General features: G+C 67.1%; 10 protein-coding genes and 2 pseudogenes. 5 read left to right on the forward strand and 7 right to left on the reverse strand.

The genetic code is table 11. The annotated features are described in order from the left end of the window. Window positions 1-824: 824 nt before the first annotated feature. Both ACFC8N_RS46315 and ACFC8N_RS46320 read right to left on the reverse strand, forming a co-directional pair. A complete protein-coding gene (locus ACFC8N_RS46315) occupies window positions 825-2,195 on the reverse strand; it encodes a glutamate decarboxylase (protein WP_376295697.1) in 1,371 nt (456 codons plus the stop codon). 248 nt (window positions 2,196-2,443) lie between these two features. After that, a complete protein-coding gene (locus tag ACFC8N_RS46320) occupies window positions 2,444-2,650 on the reverse strand; it encodes a hypothetical protein (protein WP_376295699.1) in 207 nt (68 codons plus the stop codon). A 268-nt stretch (window positions 2,651-2,918) separates the two neighbouring features. Between ACFC8N_RS46320 and ACFC8N_RS46325 the strand changes: the two are divergent. Next, window positions 2,919-3,229: pseudogene (locus ACFC8N_RS46325) on the forward strand (MBL fold metallo-hydrolase); the annotation flags it as partial. Between the two features lie 985 nt (window positions 3,230-4,214). Here the strand turns inward: ACFC8N_RS46325 and ACFC8N_RS46330 are convergent. From ACFC8N_RS46330 to mycP, 5 genes are all read right to left on the reverse strand, one after another. Then, complete coding sequence (locus ACFC8N_RS46330) at window positions 4,215-7,001, reverse strand: hypothetical protein (RefSeq protein ID WP_376295700.1); 2,787 nt, start codon at window positions 6,999-7,001, stop codon at window positions 4,215-4,217. Between the two features lie 76 nt (window positions 7,002-7,077). Further along, the gene (locus ACFC8N_RS46335) at window positions 7,078-7,209 is read right to left on the reverse strand and encodes a hypothetical protein (RefSeq protein ID WP_376295702.1); all 132 of its coding nucleotides are present in this window, start codon (window positions 7,207-7,209) and stop codon (window positions 7,078-7,080) included. Between the two features lie 35 nt (window positions 7,210-7,244). Further along, window positions 7,245-10,085, reverse strand: coding sequence for an N-acetylmuramoyl-L-alanine amidase (locus tag ACFC8N_RS46340; RefSeq protein WP_376295704.1), 2,841 nt, complete (start codon window positions 10,083-10,085; stop codon window positions 7,245-7,247). A gap of 438 nt (window positions 10,086-10,523) precedes the next feature. Beyond that, a complete protein-coding gene (locus ACFC8N_RS46345) occupies window positions 10,524-11,060 on the reverse strand; it encodes a hypothetical protein (RefSeq protein ID WP_376295705.1) in 537 nt (178 codons plus the stop codon). 62 nt (window positions 11,061-11,122) lie between these two features. After that, a complete protein-coding gene (gene mycP / locus ACFC8N_RS46350; RefSeq protein WP_376295706.1) occupies window positions 11,123-12,382 on the reverse strand; it encodes a type VII secretion-associated serine protease mycosin in 1,260 nt (419 codons plus the stop codon). A gap of 1,057 nt (window positions 12,383-13,439) precedes the next feature. Here mycP and ACFC8N_RS46355 point away from each other — a divergent pair. The 4 genes and pseudogenes from ACFC8N_RS46355 to ACFC8N_RS46370 all read left to right on the forward strand — a co-directional run. Continuing rightward, the gene (locus ACFC8N_RS46355) at window positions 13,440-23,057 is read left to right on the forward strand and encodes a LamG-like jellyroll fold domain-containing protein (protein ID WP_376295708.1); all 9,618 of its coding nucleotides are present in this window, start codon (window positions 13,440-13,442) and stop codon (window positions 23,055-23,057) included. Beyond that, the gene (locus ACFC8N_RS46360) at window positions 23,027-23,650 is read left to right on the forward strand and encodes a hypothetical protein (protein ID WP_376295709.1); all 624 of its coding nucleotides are present in this window, start codon (window positions 23,027-23,029) and stop codon (window positions 23,648-23,650) included. Before ACFC8N_RS46355 ends, ACFC8N_RS46360 begins: the two co-directional genes overlap by 31 nt. Before the next feature lie 197 nt (window positions 23,651-23,847). Next, window positions 23,848-24,426, forward strand: a complete 579-nt coding sequence (locus tag ACFC8N_RS46365) for an SMI1/KNR4 family protein (protein WP_376295710.1) — start codon at window positions 23,848-23,850, stop codon at window positions 24,424-24,426. Between the two features lie 338 nt (window positions 24,427-24,764). Next, window positions 24,765-25,328: pseudogene (locus ACFC8N_RS46370) on the forward strand (IS6 family transposase); the annotation flags it as partial. Window positions 25,329-25,333: the final 5 nt, after the last annotated feature.

The raw sequence follows: 25,333 nt of genomic DNA on the forward strand, positions 1-25,333 counted from the left end.
GCGAACCCGAGAAGCAGCCCGAGGACCGGGACCGCAGCGGCGGCCAACTACCCGCTCTCGGCCCCGGGCACCCGCGCTCCGCAACCCGAGCCCGTGCCGGGTCGAGCCGAGCCTGACGGGCCGCCATGGCCATCACGGCAATCGGACTGCGCCGCCCTTCTTCGAGGCGGCTCACCCCTGCGTCTGCACTTTGGAGATGAGCGCGATAGCTCCTGTCCCCGAAGGCAAGCACGCTTGCTGGCGGGCCCGCCACGTGTGCACAGCGTGCTGCTCATTCTCGTGAACAAAGCCACAGGTCAGCGATGAGTGACACTCAAATCCTTGGGTGGCTCGTCCCCGGCGGCTTGTTGTCCTATCTCGTCCAGCACACCACTCAGCTGTCGGCGCAACGTGCCGAACAACATCCGCAGCAGATCGCCTTGTCAGCGACCCTGCGCGCCGAACGGCTGGCGTGCTGGAGCGGTTCATCGAGGCGGCGGAGGTGAAACGCTCCGCGTTCAGCCGGCCTCCCGAGTCCAACGACACCCACGCCTGGTACCTGAAGACCCAGGACATCATGGGTCGCGGAGCCGCTCATCCGCATGCAGTTTCCCCCGCCCGTGCATGACGCCGCGCGCGCGTACTTCCTCGACCTCAACCGGACCGTGTGGGAAGGCTTGCCCGATGGTGAGAGCGTGCGGGACTACCTGGAGGACAACCGACTGACGTTTCTCGACGCGGCCCGAGCGGCCATGGGATAACCCCATGGCCGGCCCTCGAAGAGCCTCCACCGGACAGCCTTCAGTTGACCTGGGTCTTCCCTGTGCCGGAGCAGTCCGCAGCCGTCAGGTGTGGGAGAAGCCGGACTCGGCCGTGTGGGCCGGCGGGGTGGTGGTGAGCCGGTCGACCGCGTTGCCGATGGCGGCCAGGAGGGATTCTGCGAGATCGCGCCCGAAGCCCTCGCGGACCACGATGCGCAGGACGGCGATGTCCTCGGCGTTCGGCGGCATGGTGTAGGCGGGCACCTGCCAGCCGTGGCGGCGCAGTTCGTCGGAGACGTGGAAGACCGTGAACCTGCTCGGGTCGTTGAGCTTGAACGAGACGACGGGGATGTCGGTGCCGTCGCTGATCACGTCGAAGACACCGAAATTCGCGATGCCGTCGGCGAGATAGTGCGCCGTGTTCCGCAGCCCGGCCATGATCTTGGTGTAGCCCTCCCGGCCCAGGCGTACGAAGTTGTAGTACTGCCCGATGACCTGGTTCCCGGGGCGGGAGAAGTTGAGGGTGAATGTGGGCATGTCGCCGCCCAGGTAGTTCACGTGGAAGATCAGGTCCTCGGGCAGGTCCTCGGCCGAGCGCCACACGACGAAGCCTATGCCGGGATAGGTGAGGCCGTATTTGTGGCCGGATACGTTGATCGACTTCACCTGCGGGAGCCGGAAGTCCCACTCCAGGCCGGGGTGGAGGAACGGGGCGACGAAACCGCCCGAGGCGGCGTCGACGTGGATCGCGATGTCGGTGCCGTGCTCGGCGTTGTAGGCCACAACCTTGTCGTGGATGGCCTTGATGGGCTCGAACTCGCCGGTGTGGGTGGTGCCCAGGATGGGCACGACGCCGATGGTGTTCTCGTCCACATAGGTCAGGGTCTCGTCGGGGTCGACGGTGAACCGGTCGTGGGCCACGGGCACATAGCGGGGCTCGACGTCCCAGTAGCGGCAGAACTTCTCCCACACCACCTGGACGTTGGAGCCCATCACCAGATTGGGGCGGTCCGAGGAGAGTCCGGCGGCCTGGCGGCGCTGACGCCACTTCCACTTCATGGCGAGACCGCCGAGCATGACCGCCTCGGAGGAGCCGAGGGTGGAGACGCCGACCGCGTCGCCCTCCACAGGCGCGTGGAAGAGACTCGCGACGATGTTGACACAGCGGCGTTCGATCTCCGCGGTCTGCGGATACTCGTCCTTGTCGATCATGTTCTTGTCGAATGTCTCGGCCATCAGCCTCTCGGCTTCTGGGTCCATCCACGTCGTCACGAACGTCGCCATATTCAGCCGTGAACTGCCATCCAGCAGCAACTCGTCGTGGATCATCCGGTAGACCGCCTGGGGCGCCGTCTCCTGGTCGGGCATCCTGTTCTTCGGAACTCGCGTGCAATCCAGGCGGCCGGTGTAGGCCGGGTCGATCAGCGATTCGCTGCTGTCGTGTCGGTGTACCACGGTCACTCCCACGTTGACTGGCTCACTACAGCGGCCCAGCATGCCAGCAGTGCCGCAGGGCTCTGAGCCCGGGTACGGCGAGCCCTGCCGGGACCGTGACGTGCCTGCCACCCAGGGGGAGATTTGCGGAGGACCGCAAGCCCCTGGTGGGGCGGGGTCTCTCCCGACAGGTCAGCGACGCACATCAATCACGCACTGATCATGGTCTTGGAGTTCTTCAAGGTAGGGAGCGTGGAGAAAGACGCTGGTCAACCTGGCTGGTAGCTCTTCTGCGGGTCGATATCACCTTCCTCCACGACGACCTTCGCCTCTCGTGGTACTGGGTCTTCCAAGAGGTCAGGATCGGACGCCGCACCGTTCCGATTGCTTTCGGCGAGACGCCCACCCGTTTGTTCCTGGCGGCGGGTTTCGTCGTCCTGCCGGTGGTGGTCTGCCTCATACTCCTCGCCCCGCATGGGTCAACTATCGCTGGCTGGGCCTTCGGGATGGCCATGGCAGCCCTCGAATGGCTCACCGCGTACCGCGTTGTGGCCCTTCGCGACGGTGAAGCAGACCACCTCACCTACGTGCAACGGACGTGGCGAAGGCCGGGTGCACCGCGACCTGGCACAGATCGACTCCGCCGACCGAACCGGAGTACTGGCGGGCAGCCGCCAACCGCGTCGGTCGAGGACTTCGCACCCCCGTCTCGTCGGGGATCAGGATCCCGTCGCTGTCGTCGAGCAGGCACACCTTGACCTGCAAGGAGGTCAGCCGGGCGGTGTCCTGTCCCGATCCACTAGGGCACCTTCAACCTGGCTCCGCATGCGTGGGCGGAGCCAGGGAAGTGGACGAAGTACGAGGCGGAGGGGGTGGGCCAGGTGGTGGCGTTTCCTCGTCCCGGTGAGCCGTTCGAGCCTGCGGGGAAGCTGCCGGCGGAGCCGTGGCGGCGCGCGCTGTCTCAGCCCATTGCGCAGCCGTGGCGTCGGCCCCAGTCGGTCGAGGTTCCTGCCGAGGTCCCCAGCCGCGATCTCGACCTGGCGGGTGATCGGTGACGTCGGGTGAGGACGAGCTGGGCAGGGTCATGGCCCTGCTCGTCCGTTTCTCGGGCGAGGAGCGCGATCGTGCAGTGCGTGCTTTGGACGGCCCGTCCCGGCCCCGCGTTCGACATAATTCGTCTCGCCTGGAGGCTCGAACTGCCCACTGACCTGCAGACTCTCGGCTTGCGCCCCGAATCGCTCGTTTCTCTAGGCATAGAGAAACGAGCAGGTCGGCGGCCTGGCCGATCAGGCCGACGGGCCAACAATGGACCAAAGAACGGTGGATGCAAACCCCTCTGAAACGGGGCAAGTTGGCGACCCCAGGGCGAGGTCCGTGATCGACGCTCTATCGTCGATCACGCAGCAGCTTCGAGACAGCCTTCGGCCAAGTCCTCGGAGACCGCACCGGAGAGCCTCGCCACCTGCGGAAACGCGAGCACCTAGAGAAACGACCTGTGGCAGCCGAGAAGCTGAAGCCACAGGCCAGCGGGCATGCCGTTGCTCCAGAGGCTCCGAATTACGTCGAACCCGGGTCTCTGGTTTGAATCCCGAAATCGGACCCGAGAAAGGTCAGTCAGACACCCCTTGAAATGGCCTTTCATCCTTTACTTGATCGATTTCTGGTCCAAGTCACTTGCTGATTTGGGCCCTGTGGCGGCCCGCATGGGCCAATCTGGAGGTCCGTGCGGGCCTCTGTGTGTCCGCCGCCCTCTCTGGCCTTCTGCTGCCCGGTACGTGGCGGTGGGGCACAAGGAGGCCGAGGCCGTTGCGGCGTGCGCCGCTGTCCCGTAGCTCACTCACGACCTGCTCCCGCAGCTTCGGGCAGTACGCTTTCACGCCCATCAACAGGCGAGCAGCGCCGTCACGGGTCGGCGGGGCCTTGGTCGAAGAGATCAGTAGTTGGTGTTGGCGATGAGGTCGCCATCCTGGCCGTAGTCGTGCCCTGACGGGGCCGCGGTGTGCGCGGCCCCGTGCTGTGCATGGCAGCGTCAGGGTCTGGTCATCGTGCGGTGGTGTTGGTGCCGGTGGCCCAGAGGGCGCCGCCCTTGCCCGGCCCGCCGGTGCTGGTGTAGACGACGACGTTGCCGTCGTTCTGCACTATCGCGTAGGCGCCGGAGTGGTGGTTGGTGGCGGTCGACCACAGCGCCCCGCCGTGGCTCGTGTAGACGACGAGGTTGCCGTCCGTCTGCATCATGGCGTACGCGCCCGCGTGGCCGTAGGTGCGGCTGGACCAGAGGGCGGCGCCGTCACGGCGGCGGTAGAGCACGAGGTTGCCGTCCGTCTGCATGACCAGGCGGGTGTAGGTGCCCTGCGTCCACCAGCCGGGCTTGAGGGTAGTGCCGCCGCGAACGGTCTGCGAGTGCGCGTTGGTGCCGCTGGCCCAGAGCGGTGTGGTGCTTGCCTGCTCGTAGACGACGATGTTGCCGTCGTCCTGCACGGTGGCGTACGCGCCCGGCGCGCCGTCCGCAGGGCCGGACCACAGGGCACCGCCTCTGCCGGGTCCGCCGCTGCTCTTGTAGACGACGAGTTCTCCGTCGGTCTGCATCACCGCGTACGCACCGGTGTTGCCGCTTGTTCCGGTCGACCAGACCACCTGGCCGGTGCCCTTGCCGGTGTTCAGGCGGGCCACGAGGTTGCCGTCGGTCTGCATGGTCAGCGTCATGGTCGAGCTGCTCAGGCTGTGCCCCGAGGGGAGTTGCTGGCCGGGGTAGATGAAGGCGCCTGCGGCATGTGCGGGGGTGGAGGCGGGGATGTGCGGGTCGACGAGGTGGACGTTCTTGCCGCTGTCCAGGTAGGCGATGGTGCCCTGGTACTTGTCGACGGCCCAGGTCACCCGGCGGTCGTCGGCGACCGGCCCGGTGGGAAGGTCGGCCAGGTCGGTGGTGGTGGCGGTGCCGGTGTGGACGTCGGTGAGGGTCAGCTTGCCCGCCGCTGCGTCGTGCTCGACGACGAAACCGTCGCCGAGCTGGGCGGGACCGGCGGGTACCGGGATGTCCTTGCCGGTGGTCAGGTCGTGCACGCCGGCCGGGCCGGACGGCCCGCAGGACCAGTACACCCAGTGCTGGGCGGCAGCCTGCAGCTCGTTGGGCACGCAGGGGGCGTCGGTCGTCACGGTCTGGGCAGTGCGCCGGGTGGTGAGGTCGATCTGGGTCAGTGTGCCTGCCGTGTTGCCAGGGACCCACACGGTGGAGCCGGACAGCGCGGCAGCGGAGATGGGGCGGCTGAAGAGCACGTGGCTGGTGCCACCCGCGTCCGCGTCGCCGATGTACTGCTTCTTCGTGGACCCTCCGTCGTAGACCACGTAGCGGCCTTCGGCGTCGACGAGGGTGCCGCCGGTGGAGCCCGGCGTGACCAGGATCGGGTTCAGGTCGGGAATCTTCACGGCGATGGCGTCGCCTTGGGTGCTGTCGCCCGGGCGTAGCTGGGAGATGCTCCCGTCGCCGTTGGCGATGGGCGGGTTGCAGGTGGCCGCGGTGTCGCAGTCGGTCGGGGCGAGGGAATCGCTGAAGTCCTGCTCGGGGCCGTAGGAGGGCGGGGAACCCGGCTGGATGCTTCGGTCGTGGACGTAATCCCCACCGCCTGTCCCGCGCTCGACCGTGTACAGCTTCCCGCCGCCGAGGGCCAGCCCGTCAAGGGGGGTGGGTATGGCGGGGTCGGAGTCGACGGCGGTGCCGGTCGGGGTCCCGTCCGGTCCGGCGGTGAACAGGTGGGCCGCCCAGTCGGTGGCGGCGGGGCCGCCGACGGCGACGACGCCGTCAGGCTCCTGCCTGAGCGTGTTGAAGTAGACGTGGTCCAGGACCGGGGTCACGGTGGCGGAGCCGGACAGCGGCAGCGCGTAGAGCGGGTAGCCGAGTGTGTCGTCCGGGGTGAACGGACCGCCGTGCGACACCAAGTCGGCGATCAGCAGGGAGTCGCCAGCGATGCCCAGGGAGCGCACGTGGCTGGTGTACCCGCTGCCCAGCGGCGCCGCTGGGACCTGGATGGTGGTCTCCGTTCCGTCGGGGGCGGAGCGGGACACGACGTGGACCTGCCCCGCCGATGTCGTCCCGTCGGATCCGTATGCCGAGTACCAGGCGATGTACTTGGCAGACAGCACGACGTGGGCCAAGGGGGCCAGTGGCCCCATGATGGGCGTGACCGTGCCGGCCGCCAGATCCACCAGCGCGAGCCGGTTCTCGGTGGTGCCGTTGGTGCTCTCGGTGTAGCGCAGTACCACCGAGTCGGCGTCCCCGGCCAGTACCGGCGTCTGCGGCGTGGCGCCCGCGGGCCAGCCGGTGACCGGGGTGTCGGTCTGCTGCCCGTCCGTCGTGCCGAGCACGTGGAAGCCCGTCACGGTTCCATCGGCGGCCTTGGTGACCGTCAGCACGCGCGAACCGAAGGTTCCCAGGTAACTCTGGTCCGCACCAGGGGTGATGGTGGTGGTCGTGTCCGAGTCCATGTCGTGCAGCTGGTACCCGTCGGCAGACGGGGTCGCCACCACGTCGGAACCCGCGCCCCAGTACCCGGGCACCGTGTTCCCCGTGACCTGCGGTACTGGGATGTCCGGTCCGCCCGCGTACTTCGTCCACACGAAGGTGGACTGGGTGTCGGACCGGTGCAAGAAGCCACCGGTGCCCGCGAAGACGACGTTGTCTTTGGGCGGGTTGTTCAGCAGCGCGGCCGGTATGACCGTCTCGCTGGGCGAGTCGGCCGAGGCTATCGCCGCCGTCAGGGGCAGGGCCCCCGTGGCGAGGGCGCATGCCGCGGCGACCGCGATGCATCCGCTCCTCAGGGTGTGCTGGGACACCCATCCTCCTTGGGAGTGAGCCGGACCGGGCCCCGTGCAGGGTGCCCGGCCCGGTCGTGATTGGCGTGGTGTGTCGTTACTGGTCGGTGTAGCGGCGGACGGGTGCGGCGAAGCCGCCGTTGCTGTCGGCGGTGAGGGTGAACACGGCCGGAGTGTCGACGGCGTAGTCCTTGTCGTCGCCATTGAAGTCACCGTCCGTCCCCATCATGGTGTTGGGACCGAAGGTGGTGACGGTCAGTCGTGTCAGGGCACGTCCTTGTAGGTACCGGTGGACCACAGCGCGCCGCCGCTGCTCGGGCCGCCACCACTCTTGTATACGACGAAGTTGCCGTCGTTCTGGAGGGTGGCATAGGCGCCGGAGTGGCCAGAGGTTCCGGTGGACCAGAGTGCGCCGCCACTGCTCGGGCCGCCGCCGCTCTTGTAGACCACGAGGTTGCCGTCGCTCTGCATGGAGGCGTAGGCGCCGGAGTGGCCCGAGGTGCGGCTGGACCAGACGGCCGTGCCGTCGCTGTTGCGGTAGATGACCAGGTTGCCGTCGAGCTGCATGACCAGCCGGGTGTACTGGGCCTGGGCCCACCAGCCGGCCCAGAGTTTCTGGCCGGAAGCGATGGTCTGCCCGCGCTTGTAGGTGTGGGTCGACCACAGGGCACCACCGGTGCTCGGGGCGCCGCCGCTGGCATAGACGACGAAGTTGCCGTCGTTCTGGAGGGTGGCGTAGGCGCCGGTGTGGCCCGACGTGCCGGTGGACCAGAGGGCGCCGCCGGTGCTTGGGCCGCCGCCGCTTTTGTAGACGACCAGGTTGCCGTCGCTCTGCATGAAGGCGTAGGCGCCGGTGTGGCCGCCTGTGCCGCTGGCCCATACGGCCGGGCCGTTCCCGCTGCCGCCGGTCTTGAGGTAGGCGACGAGGTTGCCGTCGTTCTGCATGGTCAGCGTCATGTCGGCGCTGGACAGGCTGTGGCCGGGGATGAGGAACTGGCCCGGCTGCATCGTGACGCCGCTGGCCGTCGGCGCGACCGGCGTGACGGTCCTGACGTCGGCGGTGGCGACGTACGCGAGGCGGCCGTTGTACTGGATCGGGTAATAGGTGGTCGTTCCGGTGACCAGGGTGCGGTCATCGACGGCACTGCCGTCGATGTTCACCGAGTTGTAGAAGTCGCCCTTCACGGCGGGCTGGGCGAGGTACAGCTGTCCGGCCGCGATGGTGTACTTCGACAGGGCAGTGACCGGTTGTGCGGTGACGCCGGCGGGGTAGGCGCCGGCCTCGGGGTAGGCGCGGCCGTAGACGGGGATCGAGGCGGCGCCGTCCTTGGCGGTGATCAGGGTCTGGGTGCTGTCGGCGGACGGGATGGTCCATTGGCCGCCGGGGTTGTCGAACCAGGCTTCCTGCCCGCTGTACCAGATGGCCGTCCAGTCGCCCTGCTGGGCGGCGACGGCGAACCGCTGCCCGGCGACTGCCTTGTCGCCCCAGTCGTAGGCGGTCGTGGTGCCGGTGCCGGAGGAGTGCAGGTAGGGGTCGGTGATCAGCGGGTCGCCGGCGGAGGGGCCGGTGCGCAGGTAGACGAAGTTGGCCGGCTGTGCGGAGGCGTTGTCGACCGGGGGCTCGTTGGCGGTGGTGAACGGCGGGGTGATGGTGACCAGTTCACCGGCTTGCAGCGGGTCGCCGACCGGGTTGGAGCCCATGGGCGCGCCCAGGAGCTGCATGTAGTGGGTCCAGTCCCAGAAGGGGCCGGGGTCCCAGTGCATGCCCGCGACGTAGGCGTCCAGCGGGCCGGCGACGTTGTCGTGCCCGTAGATGTGTTCACGGTCGAGCGGGATGTTGTACGTGGCGGCCAGGTACTTCACCAGCGCCGCCGAGGACTCGTACTCCGACTCGGTGTACCAGGACGCGCCGGAAACCGCGTAGCCCTCGTGCTCGATCCCGATGGAATGCATGTTGACGAACTTGTTGCCCGAGTGCCAGGCGATGTCCTCATTGGGCACCATCTGCGTGACCAGCCCGTCAGAGGAACGGATCACGTAGTTGGCGCTCGCGTAGGCGGTCGGATCCTGGAACTGTTTGACCGTCGTCGCGTAGTCGGACTCCGTGTCGTGGATGACGATATTCCGGATCGTGTTGCCGTCCGCCGGACGGTTCGCGACGTCGTAATTGCCGTAGTTGCTCTTGTCGTTCGGATCGTTCTGCGTGTACGCGGCCGGGACGAAGTTGCAGACGAGGCCGGACGGACACTCGGGCGTCGGCGTCGTGGTCCCGTCCGCCGGAACGGCGTACCCGGCCGGGGCGTATCCCGTGGTGGTTCCGCCTGCGGTCCAGTAGTCGGCCGGCCGGTAGCCCGCACTCGTGATGTGCGGCCGCAGCGCCGGCTGAGCGGACATGATGACCTGTTGCCCGTCGGTCGTGGTGCGGCTCAGCCCGGTACGGATGTGGGTGTAGACCCGCCGCGCGAACTGCACGGCCCCCGCGGAGCCCGGGGACTGGCTGAACCGCTCCACCGCCGGGTACCACTGCGCCGGGTCCGCCGGAAGAGCGCCGGTGGCCGCCTTCTCGTAGCGTGCGAGCAACGCGGCCCCACCGCGTACGCTCTTGCCCATGTCCCCGCGCAGCGTGCTGTCCGGCTGGCCGATCAGCTTCGCGGCCTGGTCAAGGGTGTGCAGCGCCGGAGCGGACGCCGCAACCGCGCCCACGTCTGCAAGCACCCGTGCGTCCGGGCGGAACTTGCCCCGGTGGTCGTCACCGCGCATGTCGAGTTCGGCCGTCCGGTCCTTACCCGAAGGCCGCTTCAGCGCCTGCGGGCTGACCTGGGTCAGACCCATCACGTTGTAGTTGCCCGTGGTGCTCGGCATGCCGTTGTGGCTGTCCCACCGGCTCTCCTGATACGCCACCGCCATCAGCACACTCTGCGGCACGTGGAACTCCTGGGCCGCCGCAGCGAATTCGTGCTGCAACGCGTACGGCTGCGGCCCAGCGGGCTGCTTGGCCTGCGCCAGTGCCGTGACTCCAGCCCCCGCCGCGACCGCCAGCACGCCCGCGATCCCCAGCGACAGCCGGACGCGCGATCTGCGGTGTTTGATCCTTCTTGGACTCAATGCTCGCCGTCTTTCTGCTGATGACATTCGCGTTCACCCGCTGGGGGACGGGCATTCGGGCATAGTAGGCGCCGGGTCGGACGACCACGGTGAGAAATGGGTGTGCGCTACCACCGGATCGGGGTTGCCATGGTGATGTGCGCTCGGGTCGGTACCCATGGGGCACCTGCCGACACAACCGTTGGCACTGTCAGGTCCCTGTAGTTCTGAATCTCAGGTCCGGTGCGATGACCGCGGGGACTATCACGAATTCATGACTCATCCATGCGATCACGTGCCACGAAGTCGGGACTCAACCGGCCCCAAGATCGCTCAACGGAGGCGACGTTGGCCTGGTATGTACTGCCACCCGACGTGCGGAATCTCCCCGTGAAAGGTGCCGAATGGATAGGCTGCCCAGGAAAGGCTGTGGGCGTTCTTGCGGGCTGCGGACGAGCCTTAGGGCTTCGTGGAAGGTGCTGGCCTGCTCATCCTTTGTTGTTTCTGCGCTTGGGCTGTCACCAGGCTCTTCGCTGTGTCCGCGGTGGGGTTGCCCAGTTGCTGGACGTTGCTCAGCGGGATGGGCTTTCCGGTGTAGAGGAAGTGCTGGTGTGGATTGTGCTGGGCAGCGGTTCTGACGGTGTCGTGGAGGTCTGCTCCGATGGCCAGGATGAGTCCGCACTTGCGTTGAACGAGGCTATTGGCGTACGGCAGCAGGTCGTTGGTGGTGCCGTTGGGCGCCACGATGCGCTGGGCATTGACAGGGGTGGTGCGTGCGGCAGCCTGCATGCCGGTCCACACCGGTTGAGCGGTCTGAACGTTGCGCTGGTCGGTGAACAGGCAGGCGCGGAAGTTACGTGAGATGTTGTTGGCGGTGATGCGGTGACTGGGCGTTGGCATCGCCAGCCAGATCACAGCGCCGATGGCTGCGGATGTGAAGGCGAGGAGCGGAATCCAAAGGCGGCGTCGCCAGCGGAGCCTGCGCGGTACGTGCATGGGGGTCTCCGGAGAGGTTCCGGCCGGCGGGAGCGGCGGGGTACACGGGTCGGGGGCGGGATTCATCGGGTCCGTTTTCTAGCTGGCGTCGGTTTTTTACCAGCAGCCGCCCGGGCCGGGGCGTGGCGTTGCGAGTTGTGCCCGGCTGCCGGCCTCCTCTTGCGGCCCGGCTGTGCCGGACGGTTGTCCTTGCCCGGTTCCGCGGGGCGGTTGTTCTGGCGTGGTGAACGGCGCTGGCTCCTGCGCAGAATCAGCATGGCGGAGGTGGCGGCTGCCAGGACGAGCGCGGTCACGGCTGCGAAGACGGTGATGGTGCCGAGGCCGATGCCCGTGCCACCGGGCCGAGGGCGGGGGCCGAGTAGGGGGTTGGCGCTTCCGGATGCGACCGCGTGCGTGCCCAGTGCGGCGAGTGGATCGAGGGATCCGTAGCCGTACTGGTTGTCGGGACCATCGTGGCCTTTGGGGTGCTGCGCGGTACTGATGAGCCGTTGGATGGTCCGTCCTGCGCTCAGGTGCGGGAAGGCGGAGCGGACCAGTGCCGCGGCTGCGGAGACATAAGCAGCGGCGTAGCTGGTGCCTTCGGCGTTGACGTATTGGCCGCGGTTGTTGGCCGAGTAGATGTTGGTGGCAGGGGCGGCGATGGTGGTGCGGGGGCCGGATTCGCTCATAGGCCAGAACTGGCCGGCGGCGTCGATGCCCGAGACGTCGATGACCCCGGGGAAGGCAGCGGGATACATCGCAGGGTTGCCGCTTTGGCCGCTGTTTCCGGCAGCGGCGACCACAACGGCGTCTTTGCCCAGCGCGTAGTCGATGGCCTGGCGCAGCACCGGGTCGGGGGTGGGGGTGGCGAGAGAGATGTTGATGACCTGCGCGTGGTGGTCGGCGGCGTACTTGACGCCTTCGGCGAGCGCAGCGGGCTCCACGGCGCCCTGGGTGGCGATGCGGACGGGAAGGATCTTGGCTTTCGGGGCGAGGCCGATCATGCCGGAGCCGCTATTGGCGGCTCCGGTCCCGGCGATGATGCCGGCGATGGCGGTGCCGTGCGAGTCGGCGGAGATGTCGGTTTGGCCGTTGTCCGTCCGATCGCCGAGGAACCCCGTGCCGGGCAGGACCTGTCCGGTCAGGTCGGGGTGGGCGGCGTCGACTCCGCTGTCTATGACGGCGACGGTCACGCCCTGACCTTGGGAGAGGTGCCAGATCTGGGGGGCTTGGTAGTGCTGGGCGTCCAGCGGCCATTCGGCCTGCCGGATGACGACGGCGGCTGCGGGCGATGCGGTCAGCGAAGCGAAGGCAACGGTGAGCGTGCCGAGAAGTGCTGCCACTGTGCCTGTTCGGCGGTAGCGGTCCGGCTGTATGCAGCGTGGCATGGCGGCTCCTTGTCCGTACCCGTACGGGCATTGCTCGTGGCTCGGCGGCAGGGCCGCTTTCCGCGGGCCGCGGGGCACGTAGCGGTGGGGGACGTACGGAGCCGTCACGGTTTTACCACAGGAATGTCGGCAGATCACGGGCTGTCAGCAGGTCCGTGCGGCGCCACTGGCTGCGCCCTTCGTAGAACCAGGCGCGGTATCAAATCCCCCCAAACAGCTTAGAGATGTGGCAACATCGCAAAAAATCCATGTCATCGAATAGCGTTGACTTTCGGATTCTTCTCCGTCGAGTGATCGTTCGGATTCGCTTAGTGAACAGCTATGGAACAGCAAAGGAGTTGCTGTTCAAAAGGGATGAAGAGCATGTGAATATCCCCAATTCCGCTCGTGCGGCCTGCAGTTGTTCCGTTGCTGGATCTTCACGGTGCGGGTACAACTTGCGCGGCTGCGCCTCCGTCAGGTGAGGCGTCTTTTCGCGTGGGGGTCCTTCGTGGGGCGCTGGGCTGTGACGATCTGGTCGGCCGTGATCGGTGGCGTGATGCATGGGGGAAGCCGCCGGGACCGGCGCCGCAGCCTGCAGTGGATCGCTGCGGTTGTCAGCGGAGTTTTGCTGGTAGTGCTGAGCACGCAGTCGGCCCAGGCGGTCCTGCCGTCCTTGGCGTCCGGATCTGGTTCGCTGCTGCCGCATCAGCGCACCGGGTCAGCGGCTGGGTTGCCGCATCAGGTCCGGGCTTCTGTGACGCGGGGCAAGGACGGTAAACAAGCTTCCAGTCGGCCGGCGGTAACGCCGCATGGCGCGCTTCCGGCCTCGAAGACGCACACGTCCGGCACGACTGAGCGCGCTTCCTTTCAGCCCAAGGCGCAGTGGACCGCGAAGCCGGTGACGCCGCCGAAGTCGGTGCGCGACGCGATACTGAAGGCCCGTCAGCGATCGACATCAAAGACGGCGCCTGCTGCGGACGGGAAGCAGGCAACCGGTGACGCTCACCTACCCGGGCCAGGTGCGACCGGTGTGGAGGTGCCTGGTGACCGGACGGCGAACACCTCGGTGTTCCGCAATGCCGACGGCACGCTGACCGCCCGGGTCTACAGCCGTGCTGTGCACTACCGGGCCGCCGACGGCACGTGGGCGGACATCGATACCACCTTGAAGCAGGGCCCCGACGGCCGCTGGGCCGAGCGTGCCGATGCACCGTCAGCGAGCTTCGCCACCAGTGGCGATGATCCGCAGCTGGTCTCCTACGGCCCCAACGCCAGCGAGCGTGTGACCTACGGGCTGCAGGGCGCCGCATCGGCGGCGGCCCAGGCTTCGGGCAACACAGTCACCTACCCGAACATCGCCACTTCCTCGGATCTGACGTATGCCGCCACCTCATCCGGGGTGAAGGAAACCCTTCTCCTGCACGACGCCTCGGCCCCGACCACCTGGGTCTTCCCCCTACACCTGACCGGCTTGACACCGCGGGTGGCGGCCAACGGCAATGTGGAGTTCACCGATGCCCACGGCGCGGTGAAGGAAACGATTCCGCACGGGTACATGGAGGACGCCAACCGCGGCAAGGTCTCCGGCGAGGGCGCCATCTCCACCGGCGTCACCTACAGCCTGACCACGGCCTCGGACGGCACCCCGGCGCTGCGCGTCTCGCTGGACGCGGCATGGCTGCACGACTCCTCCCGGGCCTTCCCGGTCAAGGTCGACCCGACCAGCCTCAACGCGTCCTCCAGCACCTACGTCGAGACCCCGTACGACATCAACTTCTCCACCGACTCGGTGCTGAAGGTCGGCTCCTACGACGGCGGCACCCACTCGGCCAACAGCTACCTGCTGTTCTGGTCAGCGGGTTCGACCTTCCAGAACGACTACATCGAAAAAGCCTCGCTGTACCTCGATGACGTCTGGTCCGGCGGCTGCACCGCCGAGCCGGTCAACGTACACGCGATCACCAGTTCCTGGGGCGTCAGCCAGATCGCCGACTACCCGGGCCTGTCCTACGGGTCCACGATCGGCACCAGCAGTTTCGAAGCCGGCGCCAGCTGCGGCGGCTCGTCCTGGCACGGCATCGACATCGGCGACAACCCGTCGGCAGCGGGCGTGAAGCTGATCGAGGGCTGGGCCCACGGCGGGAACAACCTGGGCCTGGCGCTAGACGCGGACACCTCGCAAGTCGCTGCGTGGAAGCAGTTCGCCTCCGTCAACTCCTCCTACCCGCCCTACCTGTCGGTCACCTACAGCACCTACGGCGCCGACTACTCTCTTCCCTCGCAGACCTACACGCCGCCGACGGCCAACACCAACGGCTCGATGCAGGTGAAGGTCACCAACCGGGGCACGACGGCCTGGACTACGTCCAACATGACGCTGTCCACGGACATGTACACCACCTCCTGGAGCCAGATCCAGGGAGCGAACTCACCCAGGATCGCGGTGCCGTCCACCGTGAACCCGAACTCCTCGGTGACGATGACCGGTTCGATCGGTTCGATAGCCCCGGGCCAGTACTACGTGTGCTGGGACATGTACCTGAACGGGAACACATCGTTCTACTTCACCTACGGCGTGCCCACCACGTGTGCGGAGATCACCTCCGTCGATACGCCTCCACAGATCGACTCCACTCAACCGCCCTCGAACGCGGTGCTCGGCTCCTTGACTCCGGAGTTGTTCGCCGGCGGGCACGATCCGGACAACTATCCGGGCAAGGGCCTCACCTACGACTTCAAGGTCTATTCCAACCCCACACCGGGGTCGCCGTCGCTGGTGGTCGACTCCGGCTCGATCAGCGCCACGCACTGGGTGGTGCCGTCCGGGAAACTGGCGTGGAATCAGCCCTACTACTGGGTGGTCTCCAACAACGACACCCTGTCCTCGAGCGCGTGGTCGTACCCGTCGTACTTCTCCACCACGGTTCCGCAGCCTCTGGTCACCTCTCACCTGGGGGCCGCGGCCCTGAGCGCCAGCGGGCGGGCCTTCGATCCGCAGGTCGGTGATTACACCACCGGCGCTACCGATGCGAGCGTGTCGGTGGTGGGCCCGAAGCTGGCGATCACCCGCTCCTACAACTCCCTTGACTCCCGCACGACGACGTTGTTCGGCGCGGGGTGGTCCACGCCGTATGACGTGTTCGCGGTGCCGGACGGTGACGGTTCCGGCGCGGTGGTGGTCACCGAGGCGGACGGGCACGCGGTCCGCTTCGGGCTCAACGCCGACGGCACCACCTACGCTCCGCCGCAGGGCACCTACGCCACCTTCGCCAGCATCAGCGGCGGCGGGTACACGCTCACCGACAAGACGGGCACGCTCTATACACTCGGCCGCCAGGTCGGCAGCGCCTGGAAGTTGACCAAGGTCACCGACCGGGACGGCCGTAGCGAGACGCTGACCTACAACGCCGATGGCACCCTGGCCACGGTCACCAACACCGCCAGCAACCGCTCCTTGCACTTCGCCTGGGGTGGCGGCCACGTCAACCAGGTCGCTACCGATGCGGTCACCAGCGGCGGCGCGGCCGAGACCTGGACCTACAGCTACAGCGGTGACCAGCTGACCGGGGTCTGTCCGCCGACCTCGTCGACTGCCTGCACCGCATACGCCTACACCTCCGGCTCCGCTTCCGGCTCCCACTACCGCTCCAGTGTCCTTGATGCCAACCCCTCCTCTTACTGGCGGCTGGGGGAGCCCTCGGGCACTACCACGGCGGCCAGCGAGATCGGGGTCAACGAGGGCAACGACAACGGCACGTACACCGGCGGTGTCACCCCCGGATCGGCCGGATTCCTGCCCGGTTCACCGACCACCAGCGCGTCGTTCAACGGCACCAGCGGGTATGTGGCCCTGCCCAACAGCCTGCTGACATCGGCCTCGTATGCGGCGGTGGGGATGTGGTTCAAGACCACCGGCTCCGGGGTGCTCTTCTCCTACCAGGCCGATGCCCTCAGCAAGACCAGCACCCCCGGCTCCTATACCCCGGCCCTGTACGTGGGTACCTCCGGCAAGCTCTACGGCGAACTGTGGAACAACAGCGTCGCCCCGATGGCCACCTCGGCCTCGGTGGCTGACGGAAAGTGGCACTACGCCGCGCTCTCGGCGGCCGGTACCACCCAGTCGCTCTACCTGGACGGCGCGCTGGTGGGCACCTTGTCCGGCCAGGTCCAGGTCTCCGGCCAGCCGGTGGACGCCATCGGCGCCGGTTTCCTCGGCGGCTCCTGGCCCGACCAGCCGCACTACAGCACCAGCAACAACACCGGCTACCCGACCTACTTCTCCGGTCAGATTGCCGAAGCCGCGTTCTACACCCACGCCCTCGGCTTGCCCGCGATCCAGCAGCAGTACGCGGCCGGCACCCACGCGGCCAGCGAACTGACCGGCATCACCCTGCCGTCGGGCAAGACCCGCCTGCAGGCTGCCTACGATGCGGTCCATGACCGGGCCAGCCAGATCACCGACGCAGTCGGCGGCACCTGGAAGCTGGGCATGCCGGCCACCACCGGCTCCGGCGCCTACTACCGCGATGCCGTGGTCAACTCTGCCCCACCCAACTACTGGCGGCTGTCGGACTCATCGGGAACCCAGGCCGCCAATGAGGTCCCCGGCACCACCGCCTCCAACTGGTGGTCCAGCGGTGCCGCCACCTACAACAACGTCACCTTGGGTAAACCCGGGCTGTTCACCGGCGGCACGGAGACCTCAGCGGGCTTCAACGGCACAAGCTCCTACCTGAGTCTGCCGTCCACGACCGTCTACAGCGGCAAGGTCACTGCGAACTTCTCCATCGGGCTGTGGTTCAAGACCAGCACCGGCGGGGAGACGCTGTTCAGCTACCAAAGCGGCGCCATCGGCTCCACGCTGAGCGCCAACTACACCCCCGCTCTGTACATCGGATCCGACGGGTACCTCTACGGTCAGTGGTGGGACGGCCACCTCTCGCCGATGCAGTCCTCCGCCACGGTCAACGACGGCCAGTGGCACCAGGTCGTACTCACCGCCAACACCAGCGGAAAGCAGACCCTCAGCCTCGACGGACAACAGGCAGACACCCGCACCGGCAGCCAGCTCGACTTCACCGGCGAGCCCTACGTCTCCATCGGCGCAGGCTACATCTCCGGCTCCTGGCCCGCCCTGCCGTCCAACAACGCCCAGGGATACTTCAACGGCTCCATCGCCGAAGTGGCGACCTTCAACCGCGCCCTGGACGCCACCACCATCGCCAACCAGTACGCGGCCCGTGGCGCCGCCACCGGCGCCACCCCGGTCACCACCGCGTCGGTCACCGACCCCGGCAGCAAGACCCTGACCTACCGCTACGACCCCGGCAACAGCGGCCGCCTGGTTTCCACCACCAACGCGCTCGGCTACACCACCTCGTACGGCTACGACACCGGCGGTTTCGTCTCCAACCTCACCGATCCGGACGGCAACTTCACCGCCACCACCCACAACACCCGCGGCGACGTCCTGTCGAGCACCAACAGCGACATGCACGGTGACTCGACCACCAGCTACGCCACCTATCCGGCGACCGGCACCTACGCCGCAACCGATCCGCGCAACGACGAAGCCACCTCCACCGCGGACGGCCGATCCTCGGGCCCCACCGACACCACCTACGCCACCACCCACACCTACTCCACAGCCGGCGACCCGCTGACGACCACCGATCCCGACGGCCACGTCACCACCAGCACCTACACAGCCGGCACCGAGTCCGCCATCGGCGGCGGCACCGAACCCGCCGGCCTGCGGGCCACCTCCAAGGACCCCAGGGGCGAGACGACCACCTACGCCTACGACAGCGCCGGCGACCTGGCTCAGGTCACCTCACCATCGGGGCTGAAGACCAGCTACACCTACGACAACCTCGGCCACCGCCTGACCCAGACCGAGGTCTCCGACACCTACCCGGCAGGCGTCACCAGCAGCTACACCTACGACGGCCAAGACCGCCTCATCACCCGGACCGGACCGGCCACCACCGACGCCGTCGCCGGCACCACCCACACCCCGCAGATCACGTACGCCTACGACGCGGACGGCAACACCACCTCCCAGGCGGTCGCGGACACCACCGGTGGAGATGCCACCCGCACCAGCAGCTGGACGTACAACTCCTATGACCAGCTCGCCTCCGCCACCGACCCGGCCAACCGGGCCACCTCCTACGGCTACGACGCCTACGGCAACCGCACCACGCAGAACAGCCCGGACGGCACCGCCTACGCCTACGCCTACTCTCCGACCGGGGAACTCCTCACCAGCACCCTGACCAACTTCACCGGCGACCCGGTCAACCCGACCTCGCCGACATCACTGGTGGTCGACTCACGCGCCTACGACCCGTCCGGGCTGCTCGCCTCCGACACCGACTCCATGGGGCGGACCACCGGCTACTACTACAACTGGAACCACCAGCTCATCGAGAGCTACCTGAGCAACTTCCACAAGCCTGACGGTTCCACCACCACCAAGATCCTGCACGCCTACGCCCACGACGGCGCAGGCAACCTGACCGAACAGCAGGACACCAACGCCGGAGTCGAAACCGACTACACCGTCGACCCCGCCGGCCTCACCACGGCCTCGACCTTCGACCCCTACGGCCTGCACCGCACCGCCTCCTACAGCTACGACGCGGACGGCAACCTCACCTCCCAATCACAGACCGGCGGCGGGGTCACCGAGCAGACCGACTACGCCTACGACGCCATCGGCGACCAGACCTCGAAGACCGTGCACAACGGCTCGACCAACCTGATCACCACCTCCACGTACGACGAGCGCGGCTACCTGACGTCCACCACGGACCCGCGCGGCAACGTCACCGGAGCCAACGCAGCCGCCTACAGCACCAGTTACCTCCACGACCCGGCCGGCCAGCTCACCCAGATCACCGCCCCTGTGGTCAATGCCGAGGCGAACGGCGGCGCGTCGCAACAGGTCCACCCGATCACGCTGTACGGCTACAACACCTTCGGCGACAAGACCTCGGCCGACAACCCCGACGGCAACATCACCACCTACACCTTCGACAAGGACTCCGAACAGATAGCGGCCTCCGCGCCCGCCTACACCCCGCCCGGGTCCACCACCTCGATCACGCCGACCACCACGGCCGCCTACGACGCGAACGGCCGGATCACCGGCAGCACCGACGGGCTCGGCAACACCACCAACTTCACCTACGACCAGCTCGGTGATCTCGCCCAGACCGTCCAGCCCGCCGTCGGCGGCACGTCGCCCACCACGCACAACACCTACGACACCGACGGCGACCGACTCTCGGTCACTGACCCAACCGGCGCCGCCAGTGATGCCACATACGACGACCTCGGCCGGATCCTGACCGTCAGCGACGTCGTCCGCCAGCCGTCCACCACCACGAACACCACCAGCTTCGGCTACGACGAAGCCAACAACACCACCTCGGTCACGATGCCCGGGGGCCAGCAGAGCAACGCCACCTACGACGCTGCCGGGGACCGGCTCACCACCACCGACCCCCTCAGCCACACCACCACTTACAGCTACAACCTCGACGGCCAGGTCACCAAGACGGCCTTGCCCGACAACACCGCCACCACCTACAGCTACGACCTGGCGCGTCGACTGACCGCAACGACGAGTCTGGACAACTCCGGCAAAACCCTGGCGACCAGCGCCTACGCCTACGACCCGGCCGGCAACGCCACCTCGGTCACCAACGCGGACAGCAACACCACCACCTACGCCTACGACGCGTCGAACAACCTGGTGCAGCAGACCGAACCGGTCTCAGCCTCCGCCACCATCACCACCGGCTTCGGCCACGACGCCGCAGGGCTGCCCACCCGCTACACCGACGGCAACAACAACGCCACCATCACCACCTACAACCCCCTCGGTGCGCCCGAATCGACCATCGAACCATCCACGTCGGACTTCCCCAACGCCTCGGACCGCACCACCACCATCGCCTACGACGCCGACGGCCATCCGGTCACCCTCACGAGACCTGGCAACGTCACCCAGACCAGTACCTACGACGCCGACGGCCGCCTCACCGGCCAGACCGGCAGCGGAGCCGAAGCCACAACTACCGCCCGCTCGTTCGGCTACGACACCGACGGCCGCCTCACCTCCGCCAGCGCCCCGAACGGCACCAACACCTACACCTACGACGACCGCGGCAAGCTCCTGTCCGCCGCCGGCCCCTCCGGCAGCGCCAGCTACACCTACAACGCCAACGGCCAGACGTCCTCCCGCACCGACAAGGGCGGCACCGCCGCCTACACCTACGACGCCGCAGGCCGCCTTGCCACTGCCTCCGACCCACTCACTGGCGCTGTCCTGACCTACACCCGCAACACCGTCGGACAGGTCACCAACATCGCCTACGGCAGTAGCGGCACTGCCAGCCAGGCACTCAGCTACGACGCCCAGCACCGGTTGACCGGCCAGACCCTCACCGCCCCCGGCGGAGCCAGCGAAGCGTCGACCGCCTACGGCTACGACCCGGTCGGCCACATCACCTCCCAGACCACCACCGGCACAGCCGGAGCCGCGTCCAGCACTTATGGCTATGACCAAGCAGGACGCCTGACCTCGGCTACCAACGGCTCCACGACCACCAGCTACGGCTACGACGCGGCCAGCAACCGCACCAGCACCAGCACCGGGACCACCACCACCAACGCCACCTACAACGCCCGCGACCGGCTCACCGCCACCACCGGCGCAGCCACGACCAGCTACGTCTACACAGCCCGCGGCACCCTGGCCTCCGTCACCAACGGCAGCACTGAAAACCTCACCCACGACGCCTTCGACCAACTGGCCAACGACGGCACCACCGCCTACACCCACGACAGCCTCGGCCGTCTGGCCACCGCCGGAGCCGGCACCTTCACCTACAACGGCACAGACAACGCCATCGTCGCTGACGGAACCGAAACCTACGGCCGCACCCCCGACGGTCAGCTCATCAGCGTCAGCGGCGGATCGGGTGCAACGCTGGCCTACACCAACCAACACGGCGACCTGACCGCTACCTTCACCGCCACCGGCACCACCCTGGCCGGATCCACCGCTTACGACGCGTTCGGCAAGACCACCGCCAGCGCAGGAACCCAACACCATCTCGGCTACCAAGGCGGCTGGACCGACCCCGGCACGCATCGTGTGGCCACCGCCAGCCGCTGGTACGACCCTGGCACCGGCAACTTCACCAGCCACGACGCGAGCGCCCAGGCACCCATCCCCTCGCCCGCCGGCAACCCCTACGCCTACGGCAACGCCGACCCTCTGGCCAACACCGATCCCAGCGGCAACAACGCCTGCTCCACAGGCGGCGGGGGCGGCGACGGGAGCGGCTACTCGTACACCTCGGACTACAGCCCCGACTACTCGTCCCCGTACGACTACAACGAGTTCTACTGGCAGAACATCGCAAACGGTTGGAACCCCGCCACATCCGACCCGAACAATCCGGGCCAGATGGACGACAGCAGCAGCTCCTCCGGCTACCAGTACGACCCCGCCAACGGCTATATCTCCGAGTTCAACAACACCTACGGTCACAGCGACGGATACTCCGGTAACTCTTGGGTCTCCGAAGGCGGCTCTGGCATTCTGGGTGGACTAGGGACTTATTACGGCGGTGGCGCCCTCGGCGACTGGCTGGGCGGCCTTGCCGCGGGTGCCCTCTTCGCTGGCTACGGCAGCTGCGACACGGTCGGCCAGGCCCCGCCCCCGCCTCCGCCCCCGACGGCCCAGATGGGCCTGCGAGAGAACCCCGGCCCCGCCCCGACTGGGCAAGCCACCGGGCCGGGCACCCACGCCGAGGTCGGCACCAAGACCGCCGCGACTGGCCCGTCGGACACCGCGCCCGTTCACCTGCACGGCAAACTGCCTGCACACGGCGCCTACCGTCCCACCACCAACGCCGGCAAGGCCAACATGGTGGCCGTCAACCCCTCCGGTGGACTGGGCAGCACCCTTCCCATTGACCCCAACGCAGGCAGCGGCAACACCCTCATCAACCCTGTTGACCTCGGCGCCGGGGCAGGGCTCACATCTATCCTCCCGGCTGATCCGGATGCCGGAGTCGGCAGCACACTGATCAATCCGATTGACCCCGGCGCGTCTAAAGGATGGAGTTCACTTTTCCCGGTTGATCCGACCGCCGGTCTTCCGAGTGTGGCTCTGGCTCTGCCGCCGGGAGCTGAGACGCGATACATCTACGGCGGGTCGGAAGAGGGTGCCGCGCAGCTCTCCACGCGAGCGACAGACCTTCAAAATCAGGCTGGCTGGAGTGGAACGACCTCGGTGGTGAGGGTCAGGAGTAAAGCTGACCCTGGTCGAGAGATGACTCTGGTCTCCAGCAACAAGCAATACATGCCCACGGGCTGGAAGACGCTCAATTCACTTTTGCCGGGGGAGACATACGTACAGCTCCCCGGGCACGCGGAACAGTCGATTCTGCAAGCCCTCTCGGCCGGGGCTGGCTGGGAAATAGTCGAAGGCGGAACATCGACAGGTGTATGCTGGGGCCGCTGTTTTCCCAGCCTCACCAGTATGGGTGTGACTGTGGACGGGCCAGTGAACAAGAGTCAGAAGCAAAACTCGCCGTGGAGGACATTTTGGACCACGTACCCGTAGACGTGTCCCACGCGTCACTGGCCGAGGCTCTGCGTACAGCACAGCAAGACTCGCTCATCCGCTTCGCCTCGATGTGTCTCTTCAAGATCGTGCCGCTCATCGAGGCCCGTTCCGGTCACCGGCTCGACGAGCGGGTCACCGAGCGACTGCGTGCGCTGGAAGTGGAACAGGAGTCCCTGGCCGGGGTGCTGGAGCCGCTGCGCGACAATGTTGAGCGACCGCTGGTGGAAAGCTTCCACGAGGAATTGAGCGAAGTCTTCTCCATGGCCGAGGAAATGGTCCTGAGGGCTTTCGTGAACGACTTCCAAGTCAGAGAGTGGGCACGGTGGTGCTCGTCCCTGATTCTGGATATTCATCAAGAAGTCGACGCCCTGCTGTATCCCAGAGAGGACCAGGCACCCATTTTCTATCCGGCGCCTGAGCAACCCGAACTGACACCCATGGAGGCACTGGAGTTGCGGGACCAAGTGACCGCGCTGGAACTCCTTCGACAAGGGGCCGGTGACGACCAACTTCGTGCCCTCAACGAATCGGGATATTCTCGGGTTACAGCTGTGCTTTCCCGTGTGCATGCGACCTCTGAAAATCTCTGAGGCGGCGGGCTGACGCCAAGGGGAGCGCAGGCTCCCCGTATGTGAGCCTCTTTCACCCTGCATCTCAGGCGTGAAATGGGCTGGTCAAGTAGGGGGACATGGTGAAGTCCCTCGTCGTTGGTGTGGTGATCTCACTCAACACGCCATCGGCCGGGTGCCGCGCAGGAGGTGAGCCTGCGCGGCATCGAGGAGGAGAAGTGAACCAGAACATCCGCAAGCTCATGACCTTGATGCCTCCGCACGATGGTGCGGGTGACGTCATCAACTGGCGCCAGACGCGCGAAGTGTGGGGCTGCGATTTTCCTTCCGATTTCCGGGTCTTCATGTCCGTCTACGGATCAGGCGCGATCGAGGACGGCCTCGCCATCTCCCGCCAGAACGAGGGCGCCCCGGGTGACGGGCCCCATGACGTCTGGTTCGTCCCGTCCCCGGACTGGCTGGAGGACGTTTCGGCGCCGTATCCGGCCTGGCTGGCAGCGGGAAGTCTGATCTGCTGGGGGGAGGATTCGAACCAGAACGTCCTGTGCTGGTCCACCCGCGGCAGTGATCCGGATAAGTGGCCGGTCGCCGTCTGGGACTCCGGCGGTCTCGACGGCCAGGCATTCATCGAGTTCGACTGCGGCATGGCGGAGTTGCTGCTTCGGATCTTCAGTGAAGAACAGCCGTATCCCTTCAACGAGGGATTCCTGGGCGGTGTCACCCGTCCCAGATTCATGCATCGCAGGGAAGAGGCCCGTCTGCGCGGGCTCGGCATCAATCCTTGGCCGGACGCTTGAACCTCGCCGGCGAGCAGGCGCAGCCTCGTGCCCAGGAAGCGGGCGCGCGGCCGGCGTCTGGCATTTCACGGTGTGCCGCTCGAAAAGTCGTCGCCGCAGGTGAGCGGGGTGCGGTGGGTCCACTGGGACCATGTCCGCGTGATCGTGTCCTTGCTATACAAGATGGCCCGGAAGTTGCTGTGCGTACCGTCCGTCGGTACTGCTCCGCAGTGAGGCGGCGAAGGACGCGGAACTGCTGGTGTTGCGGCACGAGAATGCGGTGCTGCGCCGGCGGCACCGTCAACTTGAGCGCGGGTTCTCTGTGGGACGATCTTGATGTTGATTGTTTTGGGGAGACCCTGCTCGTGGACACTTCGCCGTCGTACCGGGGGTTCCGCTACCCGGCGGAGATCATCGCGCACACGGTCTGGCTGTACTTCCGCTTTCCCCTCTCCTTCCGCGAGGTCGAGGAGCTGCTGTTCGAGCGGGGCATCACGGTCTCGTACGAGACGGTGCGCCAGTGGTGCCAGAAGTTCGGGCAGACCTACGCCGACGGACTGCGCCGGCGCCGCCCCCGACCGGGCGACAGGTGGCATCTGGACGAGGTCTTCATCAAGATCAACGGGAAGCTGCACTACCTCTGGCGGGCCGTGGATCAGGACGGCAACGTCCTCGACATCCTCGTCACCGCCAAGCGGGACAGCAGGGCCGCGAAGCGGTTCTTCCGCCGTCTCCTCAAGGACGTCCAGTACGTGCCGCGGGTGATCGTGACCGACAAGCTCCGCTCTTACGGGGCCGCCCACCGCGAGGTGATGCCTTCGGTCGAGCACCGGAGTTCGAAATACTTGAACAACAGGGCGGAAAACAGCCACCAGACAACGAGGCAGCGCGAGCGCGCCATGCGGCGCTTCACCTCGCCCGGACATCA

The organism is Streptomyces sp. NPDC055966, assembly GCF_042269865.1.
GTDB lineage: Bacteria > Actinomycetota > Actinomycetes > Streptomycetales > Streptomycetaceae > Streptomyces.

Excerpts from the sequence above, each read along its gene's own strand:
- ACFC8N_RS46345 (WP_376295705.1), bottom strand. The coding sequence starts at position 11,060 with ATGCACGTACCGCGCAGGCTCCGCTGGCGACGCCGCCTTTGGATTCCG.
- ACFC8N_RS46320 (WP_376295699.1), bottom strand. The coding sequence starts at position 2,650 with ATGCGGGGCGAGGAGTATGAGGCAGACCACCACCGGCAGGACGACGAA.
- ACFC8N_RS46335 (WP_376295702.1), bottom strand. The coding sequence starts at position 7,209 with ATGATGGGGACGGACGGTGACTTCAATGGCGACGACAAGGACTACGCC.